Origin of the sequence: Nocardioides sp. N13(2025) (genome assembly GCF_051912545.1) — a bacterium.
Classification (GTDB): domain Bacteria; phylum Actinomycetota; class Actinomycetes; order Propionibacteriales; family Nocardioidaceae; genus Nocardioides.
The window spans coordinates 3,430,119-3,448,626 of the sequence record NZ_CP196809.1 but is presented as its reverse complement, the minus strand read 5'-3'; the positions used below and the strand labels follow the sequence as shown (position 1 = coordinate 3,448,626).

Sequence of the window (18,508 nt, the reverse complement as noted above, 5' to 3'; positions counted from 1 at the left end):
CCACTGCCGTGAAGCCGGTCGGGGACGCCAGTGACCTGGCGTCCCCGACCGGGGCGCGGCGCGACGGTCCGGGCCGGCCACGGTCCGCATGGCGGGTGCGCCTGTCGCAGCTCGACGTCAAGGTGACGCCGTACGTCTTCATCTCCCCGTTCTTCCTGCTGTTCCTCCTGGTCGGGATGTTCCCCCTCGGCTACACGGCCTGGGTCTCGGTGCACGACTGGGGCCTGCTGTCCGGCCAGGGCGACTTCACCGGCCTCGACAACTACCGCCGGGTCCTGGAGGACCGCTACTTCTGGAACGCCCTGTGCAACACGTTCAGCATCTTCGTGCTGTCGTCGGTGCCGCAGGTCCTCATCGCCCTCGTGCTCGCCGGGCTGCTCGACACGCAGCTGCGCGGCCGCACGCTCTGGCGGATGAGCGTGCTGCTGCCCTTCGTGGTCGCACCGGCCGCGGTCGCGCTGATCTTCGGCAACGTCTTCGGCGACCGCTACGGCCTGGTCAACGAGGTGCTGCAGGGCATCGGGCTCGACGCGGTCCGCTGGCACGTCGACACCCTCGCCAGCCACCTGGCGATCGCGTCGATGGTCAACTGGCGCTGGACCGGCTACAACGCGCTGATCCTCCTGGCCGCCATGCAGGCGGTGCCGCGCGACGTCTACGAGTCGGCCGCCCTCGACGGCGCCGGACGGGTCCGGCAGTTCGTCTCGATGACGGTGCCGATGATCCGGCCCACCCTGCTCTTCGTGGTCATCACCTCGACGATCGGCGGGCTCCAGATCTTCGCGGAGCCGCGGCTCTTCGACACCCAGGGCCTCGGCGGCTCCGACCGGCAGTACCAGACGCTCACGATGTACCTCTGGGAGCTCGGCTGGCGGGTCCGCGACCTCGGCATGGCCTCCGCCGTGGCGTGGCTGCTCTTCCTGATCATCGTGGTCTTCGCCGGGATCAACCTGTTCCTCAGCCGCCGCGCCGGCGCCCTGCGAGGAGGTGCCTGATGGAACGTCGCCCCGGATTCCTCGTCTACGGCCTGCTGACCGCCTTCGTGCTCGGCTCGTGCGCCCCGCTCTATTGGTCGTTCCTGGTGGGCTCGCACAGCCGCGAGGTGCTGACCAAGCGGGTGCCGCCGCTGCTCCCCGGCGGCCACTTCTGGGACAACGCCCAGCGCGCCATCGACGCCGTACCGTTCTGGAAGGCGCTCGCCAACAGCCTCGTCGTGTCCGGCACCGTCGCGACGTCGGTGGTCTTCTTCTCCACCCTCGCCGGCTTCGCCTTCGCCAAGCTGGCGTTCCGCGGACGTACGCCGCTGCTGGTGTTCGTGGTCGCGACCCTGGCCGTGCCGACGCAGCTGGGCGTGATCCCGCTGTTCATCGTGATGGCCAAGCTCGGCTGGGTGGGGTCGCTGTGGGCCCTGATCGTGCCCGGCATGGTCACCGCGTTCGGCGTCTTCTTCATGCGGCAGTACCTCCTCGACGCCGTGCCCGACGAGCTCATCGACGCCGCCCGCGTCGACGGGTGCTCGCTCTTCAGGACCTTCTGGAACGTCGCCGTGCCCGCGGCGCGGCCGGCCGCCGGCATCCTGTGGCTGTTCACCTTCATGGCCACCTGGACCGACTTCTTCTGGCCGCTGATCGTGCTGCCCGCCAGCAACCCGACCGTCCAGATCGCCCTCCAGCAGCTGCAGAGCGGCTACTACGTCGACTACAGCCTGGTGCTCGCCGGCGCGACGCTCGCGACGGTGCCGCTGCTGGTCCTCTTCGTCCTCACCGGCCGCCAGATGGTCGCCGGCATCATGCAAGGAGCAGTCAAGGGATGAGCGTGCAGAGCACGACCGCGAAGACCCCGGTCCCCACGGTCGGTTTCCCGTCCGACTTCGTCTGGGGGATGGCCACCGCGTCCTACCAGATCGAGGGCGCCGTGGCCGAGGACGGACGTACGCCGTCGATCTGGGACACGTTCTCCCGCATCCCGGGTGCCGTGCTGGGCGGCGACACCGGCGACGTCGCGTGCGACCACTACCACCGGATGCCTGCCGACGTGGCCCTCATGGCCGACCTCGGCGCGACGTCCTACCGCTTCTCGGTGGCCTGGCCGCGCGTACGACCCGACGCCGGGGCGGTCAACCCGGCCGGGCTGGCGTTCTACGACCGACTCGTCGACGAGCTGCTGGGCAGGGGCATCGCCCCGTGGCTGACGCTCTACCACTGGGACCTGCCGCAGGTGCTCGAGGACGCGGGCGGCTGGACCAACCGCGACACCGCCCACCGGTTCGTCGACCACGCCCTCGCCGTGCACGACGCGCTCGGCGACCGCGTCCCCACCTGGACGACCCTCAACGAGCCGTGGTGCTCGGCCTTCCTCGGCTACACCGCGGGCCACCACGCCCCGGGTCGGCAGGAGGGCGCGGCCGGCCTGGTCGCGGCCCACCACCTGCTGCTCGCCCACGGGATGGCGACCGAGGAGCTCCGCAACCGCGGTGCGGACCGGCTGGGGCTGAGCCTCAACCTCACGGTGCCGGACCCGAGCGACCCGGGCGACCCGGTGGACGTCGACGCCGCACGCCGGATCGACGCGCTGCACAACCGGCTGTTCCTCGACCCGGTCCTCACCGGCAGCTACCCGGCCGACCTGCTCGAGGACACCGCCGACCTGACCTGGCAGGGCGCGCCCTGGACCGACGTCCTGCGCGACGGCGACCTGGCGACGATCTCCGCGCCGATCGACGTGCTGGGCGTGAACTACTACCACGGCAACGAGGTCTCGGGGCACCCGCGCACCGACGTCGTCGGGATCGGCGCCGACCACCCCGACCGGGTCTCGCTGTCGCCCTTCGTGGGCTCCGAGCACGTCACCTTCCCGAGCCGCGGCCTGCCCGTCACCGACATGGGGTGGGAGATCCAGCCCGACGGGCTGCACCGCCTGCTGCGCCGGCTCCACGACGACTACCCGCACCTCCCGATCTACCTCACCGAGACCGGTGCCGCGTTCGCCGACCGGCCCGACGCCGACGGCGCGGTGCACGACCCGGACCGGATCGCGTTCCTCGACTCCTACCTGCGCGCGGTGCACCGGGCGATCGACGAGGGCGTCGACGTGCGGGGCTTCTTCCAGTGGTCGTTCTGCGACAACTTCGAGTGGGCCTTCGGCTACGCCAAGCGCTTCGGGCTCGTCTACGTCGACTACGAGACCCAGGAGCGCACGCCGAAGTCGAGCGCGCACTGGTACGCCGACCTCGCCAGGTCCGGGATCCTGCACTCGCCCGACCCGACGGCCGACTAGCGTGAGGCGGGTGACCACACCGCGCACCGCCCCGGGGACCGGGCAGCCGACCCTCGACGAGGTCGCGCGGGTGGCCGGCGTCTCGCGCGCCACGGCCTCGCGGGCGATCAACGGCGGCCAGCGGGTCAGCGCCCGCGCGCAGTCCGCGGTCGACACCGCCGTGCGGAGCCTGGGCTACGTCCCCAACCCGGCGGCCCGCAGCCTGGTCACCCGGCGCACGGACTCGATCGCGGTGGTCGTGCCCGAGCCCGACGACCGGGTCTTCTCCGACCCGTTCTTCGCCGGCACGCTCCGCGGCGTCAACCGGGTGCTCACCGAGCGCGACATCCAGCTGGTGCTGCTGCTGGCGCGCCCGGGAGCGTCGACCGCGCGGACGCTGCGCTACCTGACCAACCGCCACGTCGACGGCGCCCTCGTCACCTCCCACCACCGCGACGACCGGCTCGCCGAGCACCTCGCTGACATCGGCCTGCCCTGCGTCTTCGGCGGCCGGCCGTGGACCGGTGGCGACCGGGTCGCCTACGTCGACGTCGACAACGTCGCCGGCGAGCGCGAGGCCACCGAGGTGCTCCTCGCGCGCGGCTGCACCCGCATCGGCACCATCGCCGGGCCGTCCGACATGACGGCGGCCGAGGACCGGCTGACCGGCTGGCGGCAGGCGATGGCCGCCGCAGGGCTGCCGGCCGACGCCGTCGAGCACGGCGACTTCACCGAGGCCAGCGGCGAGGTCGCCGCCCGTGCCCTCATGCAGCGCCACCCCGACCTCGACGGACTCGTCGTCGCCTCCGACCTCATGGCCGCCGGCGCGATGCGGGTGCTGGCCGAGCTGGGGCGCCGGGTGCCGGACGACATCGCGGTCGTGGGCTTCGACGACCTCGGGGTCGCCGAGCGGACCACGCCGCCCCTGACCACGGTGCGCCAGCCGGTGGAGGAGATGGCCGAGCGCGCCACCCGGCTCCTGCTCGAGCGGGTCGACTCGGCCGCCGACGCGCACCCGATGCGGCTGATCATCCCGCCGACGCTGGTGCGACGCGAGAGCGCCTGAATCTCGGTACGCCCTCGGGCTGCTCGATCACCTCAGGCCAGGGAGTCGATGAGCTCCTCGACCCGGCGGCGGATCTCGTCGCGGATCGGTCGCACCGCGTCGATGCCCTGACCGGCCGGGTCCTCGAGGGCCCAGTCCTCGTAGCGCGTGCCGGGGTAGAACGGGCACGCGTCACCGCAGCCCATCGTGATGACGACGTCGGAGGACTGCACGGCCGCGTCGCTGAGCAGCTTGGGCTGCTGGCCGGCGATGTCGATGCCGACCTCGGCCATCGCCTCGACAGCGACCGGGTTGATGCCCTCGGCGGGCGCGGAGCCGGCGGACAGGACCTCGACGCGGTCGCCCGCCAGGTGGCGCAGCCATCCGGCAGCCATCTGAGAGCGCCCGGCGTTGTGCACGCAGACGAAGAGGACGGTGGGGGTGTCGGTCATGGCGTCAGTCAAGGGGAGCCTCCAGGGGCGAGGGGGTCGGGTGCAGCAGCCGCAGGAGCGCGACGGCGAGTCCGCCGCCGACGACCTGCATGAGGACGAACATCGGCACCGACGTCGGGCTGATGCCGGCGAAGGAGTCGGACAGGGTGCGGGCGATCGTGACCGCGGGGTTGGCGAAGCTGGTCGAGGAGGTGAACCAGTAGGCCGCGACGATCCAGCCGGCGACGGCCCACGCGATCGCGTCCGTACGCCCGGCGCGGGCGCAGCCGAAGACGACGAGCAGCAGCCCGAGGGTCGCCACGACCTCGCCGAGCCACAGCCCGGAGCCGGTGCGCTCGCGGGTCGCGATGCTGACGGCATCGAGGTCGAACATCAGGTTGGCGATCACGGCGCCCAGCGCCCCGCCGACCACCTGGGCGGCGACGAGGGCGCCAGCGGCCTTCGGCGTCACCAGCCGCAGGACGACCTCGGCGAGGGTGACGACGGGGTTGAAGGCCGCCGAGACCGGTTGCAGCGAGACGATGAGGGCCACCAGCACCGCGCCCGTGGCGAGGCTGTTGGCGAGCAGCTGGAGGGCGACGTCGTCGGTGAGCCGCGTGGCCATCACGCCGGAGCCGACCACGGTGGCGACGAGGAGCGCGGTGCCGACGAGCTCGGCCGTGACGCGCGCCCGCAGGGTCGGCGTCACTCGCGCCCGCCGATGAGCGCGGCGACGTCGGCGAGCACCTCACGGCGTACGGCGTAGTAGACCCACACGCCGCGCTTGGTGCGGTCCAGGAGCCCGGCCTCGTGCAGCACCTTGAGGTGGTGGCTGATCGTGGGCTGGGACAGGTCGAAGGCGTCGTTGAGGTCGCACACGCACGCCTCGCCGCCCTCGCTGGCCGCGACGATCGAGACCAGGCGCAGTCGGACCGGGTCGGCGAGCGCCTTCAGCAGGGGAGCCACGCGCTCTGCCTGCTCGAGCGACAGCGGCTCGCGCAGCAGCGGGGAGCAGCAGGCGGCCGTCTCGACGGGGGTGAGGGTCAACTGGGACTTCGACACCCATCAATATTGACAGATGTCTATGTCTGTGTGCAAACTCAAGACATCGACACCCATCAATGTCCCCGAAGGAGCACCACCATGTCCCGCCTGCAGCTCGCCCTCAACGTCGACGACCTCGAGACGTCGATCGCCTTCTACTCGACCCTCTTCGGCACCGAGCCCCACAAGGTGCGCCCGGGCTACGCCAACTTCGCCGTCGCCCAGCCGCCGCTGAAGCTCGTGCTCATCGAGAACGCCGGTCAGGGCGGGAGCGTCAACCACCTCGGGGTCGAGGTGGACGACGTGGACACCGTCGACGCGGAGCTCACCCGTCTGGCAGCGGCCGGCTTCGCCACCACGGAGGAGCGCGACACGACCTGCTGCTACGCCAAGCAGGACAAGTTCTGGGTGCAGGGCACGCCCGACGGCGAGCGCTGGGAGGTCTACACGATCACCGACGACGCCCCGGTCGAGCCGGCCACGACCGACGCGGTCTGCTGCGCCTGAGGCGGTTCTCACAGCGCGGTGGATTCGCCGGAACACCACCCGTCCCACTAGCGTTGACACCTCAGACGCCCGGCCGGTCTTGCCCCGGGCGCAGGTCGCCGCTCACGCGGCACCCTTCCTCATCTCCTGAGGCACGTACGCCGCGCACATCACAGAAGCGTGGCTCACGGTGGCGAGACGCCAACCGAAAGCATTCACATGAACTTCGCCGACCTCGGCGTCCCGTCCTCGCTCGCCCAGATCCTGGAGCAGCAGGGCATCACGACTCCCACTCCCATCCAGGCCGCGACGCTGCCCGACAGCCTCGCCGGCCGCGACGTCCTCGGCCGTGGCCGCACCGGCTCCGGCAAGACGTACGGCTTCCTGCTCCCGCTGGTCGCCCGCCTCGACGCGAGCAAGCTGCCGGCGATGCCGCGCAAGCCGCGTGCACTGATCCTCGCCCCGACCCGCGAGCTGGTCGGCCAGATCCACGCCTCGCTCGCGCCCCTGGCCAAGGCCACCGGCCTCTCGACCGTCGTCGTCTACGGCGGCGTCGGCCAGGGCCCGCAGGTCACCGCGCTCAAGAAGGGCGTCGACGTCGTCATCGCCTGCCCCGGTCGTCTCGAGGACCTCATGGGCCAGGGCCACGCCGACCTGTCCGCGGTCGAGATCACCGTCCTCGACGAGGCCGACCACATGGCCGACCTGGGCTTCCTGCCCGGCGTGCGCCGCATCATGGACAAGACCCCGCAGTCGGGTCAGCGCCTGCTGTTCTCGGCCACGCTGGACAAGGCGATCGACGTCCTGGTCAAGCGGTTCCTCGCCAACCCGGTCACGCACGAGGCCGACTCGGCGCAGTCGCCGGTCGCCACCATGCACCACCACGTGCTGCACCTGACCCGCGAGCAGCGGGTGCCGGTGCTGGTCGACCTCACCAGCGCCCCGGGACGCACCGTCGTGTTCACCCGCACCAAGTACGGCGCCAAGGCGCTGGCCCGCCAGCTCAACAAGAGCGGCGTGCCCAGCGTGGAGCTGCACGGCAACCTGTCGCAGAACGCACGCACCCGCAACATGGAGGCCTTCCACGCGGGCCACGCCACCACGCTGGTCGCGACCGACATCGCCGCGCGCGGCATCCACGTCGACGACGTCGCACTGGTCGTCCACGCCGACCCGCCGGTCGAGCACAAGGCCTACCTGCACCGCTCCGGTCGTACGGCGCGTGCCGGCAACGAGGGCACCGTGATCACCCTGATGACCGACGAGCAGCAGCGCGACGTGCGCGACCTGACCCGTCAGGCCGGCATCAAGCCGACCACCACCAAGGTCCACGGCCCCGACCACCCGGTGCTCGTGCAGCTCGCGCCGGGCGAGCGGACCCTCGTGCCCGGCGGCCTCGTCGTCGAGGCTCCCGCCTCCGGTGGCGGCGGCCGCTCGACGGGCGCCAACGCACAGCGCAAGCGCGCCCGCAAGAGCGGCCAGACCAACGGCCAGTCGCGTCGGGGCAACCCGACCAGCTACACCAGCGAGACCCCTGGTGGTGGCGGTGGCGGCTCCAACGGCGGCGGCGGTCAGCGTCGTCGTTCCGGTGGCGGCCAGGGCGGTCCGTCCGGCCCGTCCGGACAGGGCGGCGGTGGCGGCAACCGTCGTCGTCGCTCCGGCGGTGGCCAGGGTGGCGGCCAGCGCAGCGGCGGTCACAGCGCGGCGTCGTTCAGCGGCGGCCGCTGATCGACCCCTCCAGGAATCCCCGGTCAGCCGGGGATCCCTGAACATGTCGGCCCGTGCAAGGCCTGACAACTTCAGCGATCCCCGGTCAGCCGGGGATCGCTGAAGCGCGTTCGGGGCCGGAATCATTCAGCGCACGCGATGGTTCATCCTTCAACCAATTCGGAGGCAGCGATGACAGACCCCGTGCAGGCATTCGACCACTCCGTGCTCGGCACGCGCGAGTACCTCTCGCTCGGCCTCGACACGTTCGGTGACGCGCCCCTCGACGCGGCTCCCGGCAACCACGCCGAGACCCTGCGCCAGGTCGTCGAGGAGGCCGTGCTCGCCGACCGGGTCGGCGTCGACTACATCGGCCTCGGCGAGCACCACCGACCCGACTACGCGATCTCCGCACCCGACGTCGTGCTGGCCGCGATCGCGGGTCGCACGGAGCGGATCCGGCTCGGCACCGGCGTCACCGTGCTGTCCTCCGACGACCCGATCCGGGTCTACGAGCGGTTCGCCACCCTCGACGCCGTCTCGAACGGTCGCGCCGAGGTGCAGCTGGGCCGCGGCTCGTTCATCGAGTCGTTCGGCCTCTTCGGCCTCGACCTCGCCGACTACGACCGGCTCTTCGACGAGAAGCTCGACCTCTTCGCCGCGCTCCAGCACGAGCGGCCGGTGACGTGGGAGGGCACCTTCCGCACGCCGCTCACCGACCAGCAGGTCTACCCGACGACGGCCGCGGGCAAGGTCCCGGCCTGGATCGGCGTCGGCGGCACGCCCCAGTCCGTCGTACGGGCTGCGCGCTACGGCATGCCGCTGATGCTCGCCGTGATCGGTGGCTCCCCGGCGGCCTTCGTCCCGCTCGCCGACCTCTACCGCGACGCCCTCGGCCAGCTCGGCCTGCCCGAGCTGCCCATCGGCATGCACTCGCCGGGCCACGTCGCCGCGACGGACGAGGCGGCGCGCGAGCAGCTCTTCCCGCACCAGGCGGAGCTGGTGACCCGGCTGGGCCGCGAGCGCGGCTGGCCGCCCTACAGCCGGATCGCCTTCGAGCAGAGCGCCGCACCGCAGGGCGCGCTCTTCGTCGGCTCGCCCGAGACGGTCGCGCAGAAGATCGCCTGGGCCGCGCGAACGCTGGGGCTCTCCCGCTTCCAGCTGAAGTACTCCGTCGGCGCGCTGCCGCACGAGCAGCGCCTGGAGTCGATCCGGCTCTACGGCGAGGAAGTCATCCCGCGCGTCCGCGAGCTCATGGCCGACTCATAGTCTGAGGGCATGCGCACCTTCATCCGGCGGTCGTTGTGGGACGTGGTCCCGCGCGACCAGCGCGACTCCGCCGCCGCCTTCCGGCGGCGGCAGGTCGTGGCCGCGATCGTGGTGCTCGTCGGCGCCGGCGTGCTCGGCTGGTCGCTGCGCCTCGAGCCCGGCGGCAACACCTTCTACGTCGCGGCGATCGTGCTGGCCGGGGTGTGGGCGGCGGGCGCCTTCTTGTCGGGACGGCTGCACCTCGGCCGGATCGCGGGCGGCGGGGAGGTGTTCATCCGGCCCATCCTCGCGCCCATCCTGCTCGGTCTGCTGCTGGTCGGGCTGTTCGTCCTCGGCGCCCTCGTGGTGCGCGAGATCGACCCGCTGGCGACCTACGTCAGCTCGGTGCTGGAGTACGCCGACGAGGGGTCGCTCACCGCGCTCGCGATCATCACCTTCTTCAACGGCATCGCCGAGGAGCTGTTCTTCCGGGGTGCGATGTATGCGGCGATCCCGCGGCACCCGGTCCTCTGGACGACGGTGGCCTACGTCGTGGCCACGCTCGCGACGGGCAACGTGATGCTCGCCTTCGCCGCGATCCTGCTCGGCGCGGTCTGCGGCCTGGAGCGGCGGGCCAGCGGCGGCATCCTCGCGCCGATCCTGACCCACATCACGTGGTCGCTCTCGATGCTCTTCCTGCTACCGCTGCTCTTCGCCTGACGCCTGGCCCGCCGCTTCGCGCTCGGCCAGCGCGCGGCGCACGGACTCGCGGTAGGACATCGGCTCGCCGGGCACGACCTCGCGGATCGAGGTGTCCTTGACGACCACCTCGTGCGACATCGAGTCGATCAGGTTGCGCCCGGTCGTGGCGTCGACGTCCGTGACGAGCGCGAGCCAGCGCGAGGACAGCCGCGGCGTGAGGACCGGCACGGTGACGATCGGGACGGGGCGGCCGTTGATGAGCTCTCCCGCGACACGCATCATCTCCAGGTAGGTCAGCTGCTCCGTGCCGCCGATCTCGAAGACCCGGCCGAGGGCCTCCTCCTTGCCGACGACCCCCGCGAGGTAGCGGACCACGTCATCGAGCGCGATCGGCTGGGTGCGCGTGCTGACCCACTTGGGCACCACCATCGCCGGGAGGTTCTTGACCAGCTGGCGGGTGATCTCCCACGAGATGCCGCCGTGGCCGACCACGATCGCGGCGCGCAGCACGGTGACGGGTACGCCGTCCTGGCCGAGCAGGTGCTCGACCTCACGGCGCGAGCGCAGGTGCGCGGACAGGTCGTCGGCGTCGTCTCCCAGTCCGCCCATGTAGACGATCTGGCGCACGCCGGCTGCGGCCGCCGCGGCGCTGAAGTTGCGGGCCGCCTCGGCGTCCTTGCGCTCGAAGTCGGGGTCGTCGAGCGAGTGCACGAGGTAGACCGCGACGTCGACGCCCTCGAGCGCCGGTCGCAGGGAGTCGGCGTCCATCACGTCGGCGCCGACCGCCTCGCCCGGTCCGTCGTACGACTCCGGGTGCCGCGTCATGGCGCGGACGTCGTGCCCAGCGTCGAGGAGGGCGGGGACGAGCCGGCGGCCGATGAAGCCGGTGGCGCCGGTGACGAGGACGGTGGCCATGGGCCCCATGCTGTCAGCCCGGCCCAGCCGGCGGCCTCATCCTTCGGGGGCAGGCTGGTCCCGGCGCGCGTCGAGGCGAGTCATCGCGGGCGTCGCCGTCACGCCGTGCAGCAGCACCGAGACGATCACGGTGAAGGCCACGGTCGACCACAGCCACGGCTCGTCAGGCACGTGCTCGTGGCTGGTGGCGTAGCCGAGGTAGTACAGCGACCCGACGCCGCGGACCCCGAAGAACGCCACGGCGGCCTTCTCGCCGCGGTCGAGCCCGCCCTCGCTGCGCTCGTCGCGCGCGAGGACCGCCAGGGCGACGTACCCCGTCACGGGCCGGACCACGAGCACCAGCGCCAGGGCGATGAGGATGCCGCGCCAGTCGAGGTGCTCGAGCAGTCCGCGCGTCATGCTCATGCCGAGGAGGAGGAGGACGAGCAGCGTCATCAGCCGCTCGAGGCGCTCGACGACCGCGTGCATGTCGCGGTGGTAGGAGTGGCCGCGCTCGGAGGCGCGCAGCCGGGTCGCGCACACGAAGACCGCGAGGAAGCCGTAGCCCCCGACCAGCTCCGCGGCGCCGTACGACGCCAGCAGCGCGGCCAGTGCCAGCAACGGCTCGCCCTGCTCGGCCAGGCGCAGCTTGTCGCTGCGGGCGTGGAACGCCTGCCGGCCCAGCAGCCACCCGGCGGCGAGGCCCACGGCGACACCGACCGCGATCTTGCCCAGGACGTACCACCCGACCCAGGCGCCGGCGTCGGCCACCGCGAAGCCGCCCGCCAGCAGGAGCAGGGCGAGGTGCACGAACGGGAATGCCAGGCCGTCGTTGAGCCCGGCCTCCGCGGTCAGGGCGAACCGGATGTCGTCGTCCTCGCGCGGGCCCTCCTCGTCGTCGGGATCGTCGATGTCCTCGGTGAGTGGCTCGCCGACCTGGACGTCGGAGGCCAGCACCGGGTCCGTCGGGGCGAGCACGGCGCCCAGGAGCAGCGCGACGGCGGGAGCAAGCCCGGCCACCCACCAGCCGAGCAGTGCGGTGCCGAGGATGGTGAGCGGCATCGTCACCAGGAGCAGCCGCCACACGGGCGACCAGGTGCGCCACGACTGCCACGACCGCAGGTCGAGGACGCGGTCGATGGCGAGCCCGACGCCCATGAGTGCGACCAGCACGGTGAACTCGGTGAGGTGCGTGAGGAGCTCGCGGTGGTCCTGCGGCTCGAGGCTCGTGCCGTCGGCGAGGGGCAGCAGGCCGATCAGCATGCCCATCCCGACGAGCACCATCGGCGGCGACAGCGCGATGCGCCGGGTGACCTGCGGCAGCACCGTGGCGAGCAGCAGGGCCAGGCCCAGGATGAGGTAGACCGCGGCCCCGGTCATCGGGTCGCTGCCTCGTGGGTCGTCGCGGCAAGGTGCACCCGACCACGGTCCCAGCGCACCCACCGTCGTGTCGCGTCGGGCCACCCGGATGGGCGGGGAATGCCGCGAGGTGGTGATTAGTTCAACCTTCAACTAATATGTGAGCCCGACGGAAGTGAGCACCCCATGACCACCCCCACCACCCCCTTCCAGGCGACCTTCGACCGGCCCGTCGTGGCCTGGGCGTCCGGCCAGGACGACCCGAGCCGCCCCCTCGTCGTGCTGCTGCACGGCCGCGGCTCGAGCGAGGCCGACATCATCGGGCTGGCCCCGCACCTGCCGGAGGGACCGTCGTACGTCGCCGTGCGCGCGCCGATCGCCGAGGGCGGTGGCTTCGCCTGGTTCGCCAACCGGGGCATCGGGCGTCCGGTCGCCGAGAGCCTGGCCGAGACGATGGCGTGGTTCCGCACGTGGCTCGACGAGGTCGCGCCGGCCGGTCGCCCGGTCGTGCTCGCCGGCTTCAGCGGGGGCGCGGCGTTCGCCGGTGGCCTGCTGCTGAGCGACCCGGCGCGCTACGCCGGCGCCGCAATCCTCTACGGCACGCTGCCCTTCGAGGACGCCGGCGTCCCGGTCGAGGCCGGACGGCTCACGGGACTTCCGGTGTTCGTCGCCCAGGGCGACCAGGACCACGTCATCCCCGCCGAGCTCCTCGCCCGCACCTGGTCCTACCTCCTCGGCGCCTCCGGTGCCGCCCCGTCGGCCCGGCGCGACCCCGGCGGCCACGGACTCACCCAGGGCACCGCCGCCGAGCTCGCCGACTGGCTGGGCCACCGCCTCGCCTGGCTCGAGCACCGTGGCGCAGGGCCGGTCGGCCTGGCCGAGAGTGTCTCGTGGCCCACCCTCGCCGGCGGCAGGCTGCCGCAGCGCGCAGGCGAGCGCCCGCAGGTGCACTTCCGGATCCCCCAGAGCCAGCTGAGCGACACCTCGCCGCACGACCTCCAGGAGCGCCTCTTCGAGCGCCTCTCCCGGCTCGACGGCGTCGCCAGCGGCCCGTCGATGATCTCCGTCCCCGGCGCCCGCGGCTTCGTCGCGCCGGACGCGCAAGGTCCCGACGACGCGTTCCTGGTCGCCGAGGTCAAGGAGTTCGCCCACCTGCACCCCGAGCACGACGGCTCGCTCCACGTGGCGCTCCCGCTCGACCTCGCCGGCGACGCCATCGCCCGGGGCTGGGCACAGAGCCACATGTGGGCCGGAGTCCGCCTCGCGCCGGGCTTCGTGATGGTCTACGGGCCGCGCGACGAGGCCGAGCTCGACGTCGTCGCCGGCATCGTCGAGGCGTCCCACCGCTACGCCCACGGTCGCCTGTGATGCGCCCGGAGGAGGCGGCCGAGCTGCTCCGCGCGGCGCGCGCCGGGCGTCGTACGCTCGTCCGCCTCACCGACACCCACCCCGACCTCGACGAGCAGTGGGGGTACGCCGCCCAGGCCGTGGACCGCGCGACCCGCCTGGCCGCGGGCGAGCGGGTGGTCGGCGCCAAGCTCGGCCTCACCAGCGCGCCCAAGCAGCAGACGATGGGCGTGCACCAGCCCATCGTCGGCTTCCTCACCGACGCGATGACCGACGTCGACCTGTCGACGCTGGCGCAGCCGCGTGTCGAGCCGGAGGTCGCCTTCCGGCTCGGCACCGACCTGTCGCGGGAGCTCACGCTGGAGCAGGTCGGGGACGTCGTCGATGCCGTGGCACCCGCCCTCGAGGTCCTCGACTCGAGGTGGACCGACTACCGCTTCCGTCTCGCCGACGTGCTCGCCGACAACACCAGCGCGGCGGGCTTCGTGCTCGGCGAGTGGGTGCCCCTGCGCGACGTGCCGGACCTGCGTGAGGCCGAGGCACGCTGGCTGGTCGACGGCGAGCCGGTCGCCACGACCACACCCGCCGCGATCCTGGGCGACCCGCTGCTGGCGATCGTGCACCTGTCCCGGCACCTCGCTGAGCGGGGTGAGAGCCTGGGCGCCGGCTCCGTCGTGCTCGCCGGCGCGATGACCGACGCGGTGCCGCTGCGGGGCCATCGACGGTTCGAGGTCGAGGTCGCCGGGCTCGGCACCGCCGCTCTCGACGCCTGACCCAGGCGGGTCAGCCCCGCGTCGTCGTACGCCGGTCCGCGGACTCTGCTGCCGACTCGTCGATCGCCTGCTCGTAGGCGGTGACGAGGCCGGCGATCGTGAGCGGCTTGAGCCGGTGGATGAACTCGCGCAGCTGCTCGGCGGTGTAGCCGGCCTCGCGGAACTGCGGCCAGACCATGGTGCGCACGATCTCGGAGAGCTCGTGGGCGACCTGCCGGCCGTGCTCGGCGTAGACCTCGGCGACGGCCTCCGCCGCCTCGGGCGAGATGCCCATCCCGGAGAGCCCGCCGGGCACGTCGACGTCGCGGTCGCCGGTGACCGGCGTCAGCAGGGAGAGGTGGCGGGCGATGTCGGACGGGCTGGCGGACTCGGGGATGGCCTCGACGTACTTCTCGATCGCCGACAGCGTGAAGCCATGGCCCTGGAGCTCGCGCACCAGCTCGAGCCGGGCGACGTGGTCGGGGCCGTAGTAGCCCGAGCGGCCGCGGCGCACGGGTGAGGGGACGAGGCCGCGCGAGGCGTAGAAGCGCACGTTGCGCGCGCTCACGCCGGTGCGCTCGGTCAGCTCGTCGAGCGTCAGCAGCTCGCCCTCCTGCTCGCTCCCCGCCTCGGTCGTCACGCCACCCATCCTCTCGTCCGCGGCCGCCAGCCCCGAGTGACGCCGGACACACCTGTTGGACTGTGACAGTAATGGTGTCACAATCGCCCACATGGCAGAAGCATTCGTCTACGACCACATCCGCACACCTCGCGGCCGCGGCAAGGCCGTCGGCTCGCTGCACGAGGTGAAGCCGGTGGACCTGGTCGTCGGACTCCTCGACGAGCTCAAGACCCGCAACCCCACCCTGGACACCGCGCGCGTCGACGACGTCGTGCTCGGCGTCGTGACCCCGATCGGCGACCAGGGCGGCGACATCGCCAAGACCGCCGCCCTCAAGGCCGGCTATCCCGAGACCGTGGCCGGCGTGCAGCTGAACCGCTTCTGCGCCTCCGGCCTCGAGGCCGTCAACCAGGCCGCCGGCCGGGTGCGCTCGGGCTTCGAGGACCTCATCATCGCCGGTGGCGTGGAGTCGATGAGCCGCGTGCCGATGGGCAGCGACGGCGGCGCCTGGGCGATGGACCCGGCCACCGCGCTGGAGACCGGCTTCGTGCCGCAGGGCATCGGCGCTGACCTCATCGCCACGATCGAGGGCTGGAGCCGCGCCGACGTGGACGCGTACGCCGCCGAGTCGCACCACCGCGCCGCCAAGGCATGGGCCAACGGCTACTTCGACGACGCGGTCATCCCGGTCAAGGACCTCAGCGGCGTGACCGTGCTCGACCGCGACGAGACCGTCCGGCCCGACACCTCCGTCGAGGGCCTCGCCGGCCTCAAGCCGTCGTTCGCCCAGATCGGTCGCGACGCCGGCTTCGACGACGTCGCGCTCGAGAAGTACCACTGGATCCCCGCGATCGACCACGTCCACCACGCCGGCAACTCCTCGGGCATCGTCGACGGCGCGGCCGTGATGGCGATCGGCACCGAGGAGGTCGGCACGTCGCTCGGGCTGACGCCGCGGGCGCGCATCATCTCGACCGCCGTCTCCGGCGCCGACCCGACGATCATGCTGACCGGACCGGCCCCGGCCGCCCGCAAGGCGCTCGCCCGGGCCGGCCTCGAGGTCGAGGACATCGACCTGTTCGAGATCAACGAGGCCTTCGCCGCCGTCGCCATGCGCTTCATGCGCGACATGGGCATCAGCCACGACATCACCAACGTCAACGGCGGCGCCATCGCGATGGGCCACCCCCTCGGCGCCACCGGCGCGATGATCCTCGGCACGCTGATCGACGAGCTCGCCCGCCGCGACCAGAAGCGCGGCCTCGCCACGCTCTGCGTCGGCGGCGGCATGGGCATCGCCACCATCGTCGAGCTCGTCTGAGAAGGAGACACCCACAGCATGAGCACCACCGAGACCCAGACGGCCGTCCGCTACGACCGCGACGCCGACGGCATCGTCACCCTGACCCTCGACGACCCGACGTCCAGCGCCAACACCATGAACGAGCTCTACCAGTCGTCCATGGAGGCAGCTGTCCAGCGGCTGTACGACGAGCAGGAGGACGTCACCGGCGTCGTCCTGGCCAGCGCCAAGAAGACCTTCTTCGCCGGCGGCGACCTCAAGAGCATGGTCAAGGCGACCCCCGAGGACGCCGACGAGATCTTCGCGATGGGCGAGGCCGTCAAGGCCAGCCTCCGCAAGCTCGAGACCTACCCGCGCCCGGTCGTCGCGGCGATCAACGGCGCCGCCCTCGGTGGTGGCCTCGAGATCGCGCTCGCGGCCAACCACCGCATCGCCGTCGACGACCGCTCGGTCAAGATCGGCCTGCCCGAGTCGACGCTCGGCCTGCTGCCCGGCGGCGGCGGGGTGACCCGCGTCGTACGCATGCTGGGGCTGCAGTCCGCGCTGATGGACGTGCTGATGCCCGGCACGCAGTTCGACCCGCAGGGCGCGCTCGCCAAGGGCCTCATCGACGCGGTGGTGCCGACCCGCGAGGAGCTCCTGCCCGCCGCGAGGGCGTGGGTCATGGGGCACCGCGACGACGAGGACGCGGCGAAGAACCCGTGGGACCGTGCGGGCTACAAGATGCCCGGCGGCACCCCGAAGACCCCGGCCCTCGCGCAGTTCCTGCCGGCGTTCCCGGCCCTGCTGCGCAAGCAGACCAAGGGTGCGGTCTACCAGGCGCCGCGCGCGATCATGAGCGCTGCGGTCGAGGGCGCGCAGGTCGACTTCGACACCGCGTCGCGCATCGAGAGTCGCTACTTCACCAACCTGGTGGTCAACCAGCAGGCCAAGAACATGATCCAGGCGTTCTTCTTCGACCTCCAGGCGATCAACTCCGGCTCGCTGCGCCCGCAGGGCGTCGAGCGCTGGCAGGCCACCAAGGTCGGCGTCCTCGGCGCCGGGATGATGGGCGCCGGCATCGCCTACTCGTGCGCCCGCGCGGGGATGCAGGTCGTGCTCAAGGACGTCTCCGTCGAGGCGGCCGAGAAGGGCAAGGCCTACACCGCCAAGCTCAACGCCAAGGGCGTCGAGCGCGGCAAGATCACGCAGGACAAGGCCGACGAGCTGCTCGGCCGGATCACCGCGACGGCTGACCCTGCGGACGTCGCCGGCTGCGACCTGGTCATCGAGGCCGTCTTCGAGGACCCGACGCTCAAGGCGAAGGTGTTCGCCGAGGTGGCGCCGTACGTCGACGACGACGCGCTGCTGTGCTCCAACACCTCCACCCTGCCGATCACCGAGCTCGCGACCGGCATCGACCGCCCGGCCGACTTCATCGGCCTGCACTTCTTCAGTCCCGTCGACAAGATGCCGCTCGTCGAGATCATCCGCGGCGCGGAGACCTCCGACGTCGCGCTCGCCAAGGCGTACGACGTCGTCCAGCAGATCCGCAAGACGCCGATCGTGGTCAACGACTCCCGCGGCTTCTACACCTCGCGCGTCATCGGCACCCAGATCAACGAGGGCCTCGCGATGCTCGGCGAGGGCGTGCACCCGGTCTCGCTGGAGCGCGCCGCGACGTCGGCCGGCTTCCCGGTCGGACCGCTCCAGATCAGCGACGAGCTCAACATGGAGCTGATGGCCAAGATCCGCAAGGCGACCGAGGACGCCGCCGCGCGCGAGGGCATCGACCTGGGCGACTACCCGGCCGGCGAGGTCATCTCCACGATGATCGGCCTCGGCCGTCCGTCGCGGCTCAAGGGCGCCGGCTTCTACGACTACGACGACAACGGGCGGCGTACGACGTTGTGGCCCGGGCTCGCCGAGACGTTCCCCGTCGCCGAGCAGCAGATCCCGATCCGCGACATCCGCGACCGGATGCTCTTCGTCGAGGCGCTCGAGACCGCGAAGTGCTTCGAGGAGGGCGTGATCACCTCGGCCGCCGCGGCCAACATCGGCTCGATCATGGGCATCGGCTTCCCGGCGCTCACCGGCGGCGCGGCCCAGTTCATGACCGGCTGGCAGGCGCTCGACGAGACCGGCCACGGGGTCGGCCCGGTCGGGCTGGACGCCTTCCTGGCCCGCGCCGACGAGCTGGCCGACGCCTACGGCGAGCGCTTCCGCCCGACGGCGTACCTCCGCGAGATGGCGGCGAAGGGCGAGTCCTTCCCCGCCTGACCCGACCGGGCACTTCCTCGCGCTGCACGACGCCGACCGGGCACTTCCTCGCGC

General features: G+C 72.2%; 18 protein-coding genes. 12 read left to right on the top strand and 6 right to left on the bottom strand.

The window, feature by feature from the left end; all coding sequences use genetic code 11:
• Nucleotides 1-8: 8 nt before the first annotated feature.
• Genes ACS3YM_RS16685 through ACS3YM_RS16670 form a run of 4 tightly spaced genes read left to right on the top strand, consistent with a single transcriptional unit; the run spans nt 9 to nt 4,321 of the window.
• The gene (locus ACS3YM_RS16685; protein ID WP_439937555.1) at nt 9-995 is read left to right on the top strand and encodes a carbohydrate ABC transporter permease; all 987 of its coding nucleotides are present in this window, start codon (nt 9-11) and stop codon (nt 993-995) included.
• Nucleotides 995-1,813 carry a carbohydrate ABC transporter permease gene (locus ACS3YM_RS16680; RefSeq protein WP_439937554.1) on the top strand — a complete coding sequence of 273 codons (819 nt, stop codon included), beginning with the start codon at nt 995-997 and terminating at the stop codon, nt 1,811-1,813. The genes ACS3YM_RS16685 and ACS3YM_RS16680 overlap by 1 nt, the downstream gene beginning before the upstream one ends.
• A complete protein-coding gene (locus ACS3YM_RS16675) occupies nt 1,810-3,276 on the top strand; it encodes a GH1 family beta-glucosidase (RefSeq protein ID WP_439937553.1) in 1,467 nt (488 codons plus the stop codon). Before ACS3YM_RS16680 ends, ACS3YM_RS16675 begins: the two co-directional genes overlap by 4 nt.
• A gap of 10 nt (nt 3,277-3,286) precedes the next feature.
• On the top strand, nt 3,287-4,321 hold the full coding sequence (locus ACS3YM_RS16670) for a LacI family DNA-binding transcriptional regulator (RefSeq protein ID WP_439937552.1): 1,035 nt from the start codon (nt 3,287-3,289) through the stop codon (nt 4,319-4,321).
• A 32-nt stretch (nt 4,322-4,353) separates the two neighbouring features.
• Here ACS3YM_RS16670 and ACS3YM_RS16665 read toward each other — a convergent pair whose 3' ends face one another.
• The 3 genes from ACS3YM_RS16665 to ACS3YM_RS16655 are packed head-to-tail and all read right to left on the bottom strand — an operon-like array spanning nt 4,354 to nt 5,793.
• Complete coding sequence (locus ACS3YM_RS16665; protein ID WP_439937551.1) at nt 4,354-4,752, bottom strand: arsenate reductase ArsC; 399 nt, start codon at nt 4,750-4,752, stop codon at nt 4,354-4,356.
• Nucleotides 4,753-4,756: 4 nt separating this feature from the next.
• Nucleotides 4,757-5,440: an aquaporin gene (locus ACS3YM_RS16660; RefSeq protein ID WP_439937550.1), complete on the bottom strand. Its 684-nt coding sequence runs from the start codon at nt 5,438-5,440 to the stop codon at nt 4,757-4,759.
• Nucleotides 5,437-5,793 carry a metalloregulator ArsR/SmtB family transcription factor gene (locus tag ACS3YM_RS16655; protein WP_439937549.1) on the bottom strand — a complete coding sequence of 119 codons (357 nt, stop codon included), beginning with the start codon at nt 5,791-5,793 and terminating at the stop codon, nt 5,437-5,439. The genes ACS3YM_RS16660 and ACS3YM_RS16655 overlap by 4 nt, the downstream gene beginning before the upstream one ends.
• 81 nt (nt 5,794-5,874) lie before the next feature.
• Between ACS3YM_RS16655 and ACS3YM_RS16650 the strand changes: the two genes are divergently transcribed.
• The 4 genes from ACS3YM_RS16650 to ACS3YM_RS16635 all read left to right on the top strand — a co-directional run bounded on the left by ACS3YM_RS16650 (nt 5,875) and on the right by ACS3YM_RS16635 (nt 9,936).
• Nucleotides 5,875-6,282, top strand: coding sequence for an ArsI/CadI family heavy metal resistance metalloenzyme (locus tag ACS3YM_RS16650; protein ID WP_439937548.1), 408 nt, complete (start codon nt 5,875-5,877; stop codon nt 6,280-6,282).
• A gap of 198 nt (nt 6,283-6,480) precedes the next feature.
• Nucleotides 6,481-7,989, top strand: coding sequence for a DEAD/DEAH box helicase (locus ACS3YM_RS16645; protein ID WP_439937547.1), 1,509 nt, complete (start codon nt 6,481-6,483; stop codon nt 7,987-7,989).
• Between the two features lie 171 nt (nt 7,990-8,160).
• Nucleotides 8,161-9,237 (top strand): LLM class flavin-dependent oxidoreductase, encoded by a 1,077-nt coding sequence (locus ACS3YM_RS16640; RefSeq protein ID WP_439937546.1) that lies wholly within the window; start codon nt 8,161-8,163, stop codon nt 9,235-9,237.
• A gap of 9 nt (nt 9,238-9,246) precedes the next feature.
• The gene (locus ACS3YM_RS16635; RefSeq protein ID WP_439937545.1) at nt 9,247-9,936 is read left to right on the top strand and encodes a lysostaphin resistance A-like protein; all 690 of its coding nucleotides are present in this window, start codon (nt 9,247-9,249) and stop codon (nt 9,934-9,936) included.
• Here the strand turns inward: ACS3YM_RS16635 and ACS3YM_RS16630 are convergent.
• On the bottom strand, nt 9,916-10,833 hold the full coding sequence (locus tag ACS3YM_RS16630) for an NAD(P)H-binding protein (RefSeq protein WP_439937544.1): 918 nt from the start codon (nt 10,831-10,833) through the stop codon (nt 9,916-9,918). The two genes, ACS3YM_RS16635 and ACS3YM_RS16630, sit on opposite strands and share 21 nt — an antisense overlap.
• Before the next feature lie 36 nt (nt 10,834-10,869).
• Complete coding sequence (locus ACS3YM_RS16625) at nt 10,870-12,192, bottom strand: cation:proton antiporter (RefSeq protein ID WP_439937543.1); 1,323 nt, start codon at nt 12,190-12,192, stop codon at nt 10,870-10,872.
• A gap of 165 nt (nt 12,193-12,357) precedes the next feature.
• Between ACS3YM_RS16625 and ACS3YM_RS16620 the strand changes: the two genes are divergently transcribed.
• Together ACS3YM_RS16620 and ACS3YM_RS16615 are read left to right on the top strand one after the other, a co-directional pair.
• Nucleotides 12,358-13,539 (top strand): luciferase domain-containing protein, encoded by a 1,182-nt coding sequence (locus ACS3YM_RS16620; RefSeq protein WP_439937542.1) that lies wholly within the window; start codon nt 12,358-12,360, stop codon nt 13,537-13,539.
• Complete coding sequence (locus ACS3YM_RS16615) at nt 13,539-14,291, top strand: 2-keto-4-pentenoate hydratase (RefSeq protein ID WP_439937541.1); 753 nt, start codon at nt 13,539-13,541, stop codon at nt 14,289-14,291. The genes ACS3YM_RS16620 and ACS3YM_RS16615 overlap by 1 nt, the downstream gene beginning before the upstream one ends.
• A gap of 10 nt (nt 14,292-14,301) precedes the next feature.
• Here the strand turns inward: ACS3YM_RS16615 and ACS3YM_RS16610 are convergent, their stop codons facing one another.
• Entirely contained in the window at nt 14,302-14,910 is a 609-nt protein-coding gene (locus ACS3YM_RS16610; protein ID WP_439937540.1) for a helix-turn-helix domain-containing protein, read from the bottom strand.
• Nucleotides 14,911-15,001: 91 nt separating this feature from the next.
• On the opposite strand from ACS3YM_RS16610, the gene ACS3YM_RS16605 reads away from it, so the two are divergent.
• Nucleotides 15,002-16,213 carry an acetyl-CoA C-acetyltransferase gene (locus ACS3YM_RS16605; RefSeq protein WP_439937539.1) on the top strand — a complete coding sequence of 404 codons (1,212 nt, stop codon included), beginning with the start codon at nt 15,002-15,004 and terminating at the stop codon, nt 16,211-16,213.
• A gap of 18 nt (nt 16,214-16,231) precedes the next feature.
• Nucleotides 16,232-18,454 carry a 3-hydroxyacyl-CoA dehydrogenase NAD-binding domain-containing protein gene (locus ACS3YM_RS16600; RefSeq protein WP_439937538.1) on the top strand — a complete coding sequence of 741 codons (2,223 nt, stop codon included), beginning with the start codon at nt 16,232-16,234 and terminating at the stop codon, nt 18,452-18,454.
• Nucleotides 18,455-18,508 lie beyond the last annotated feature (54 nt).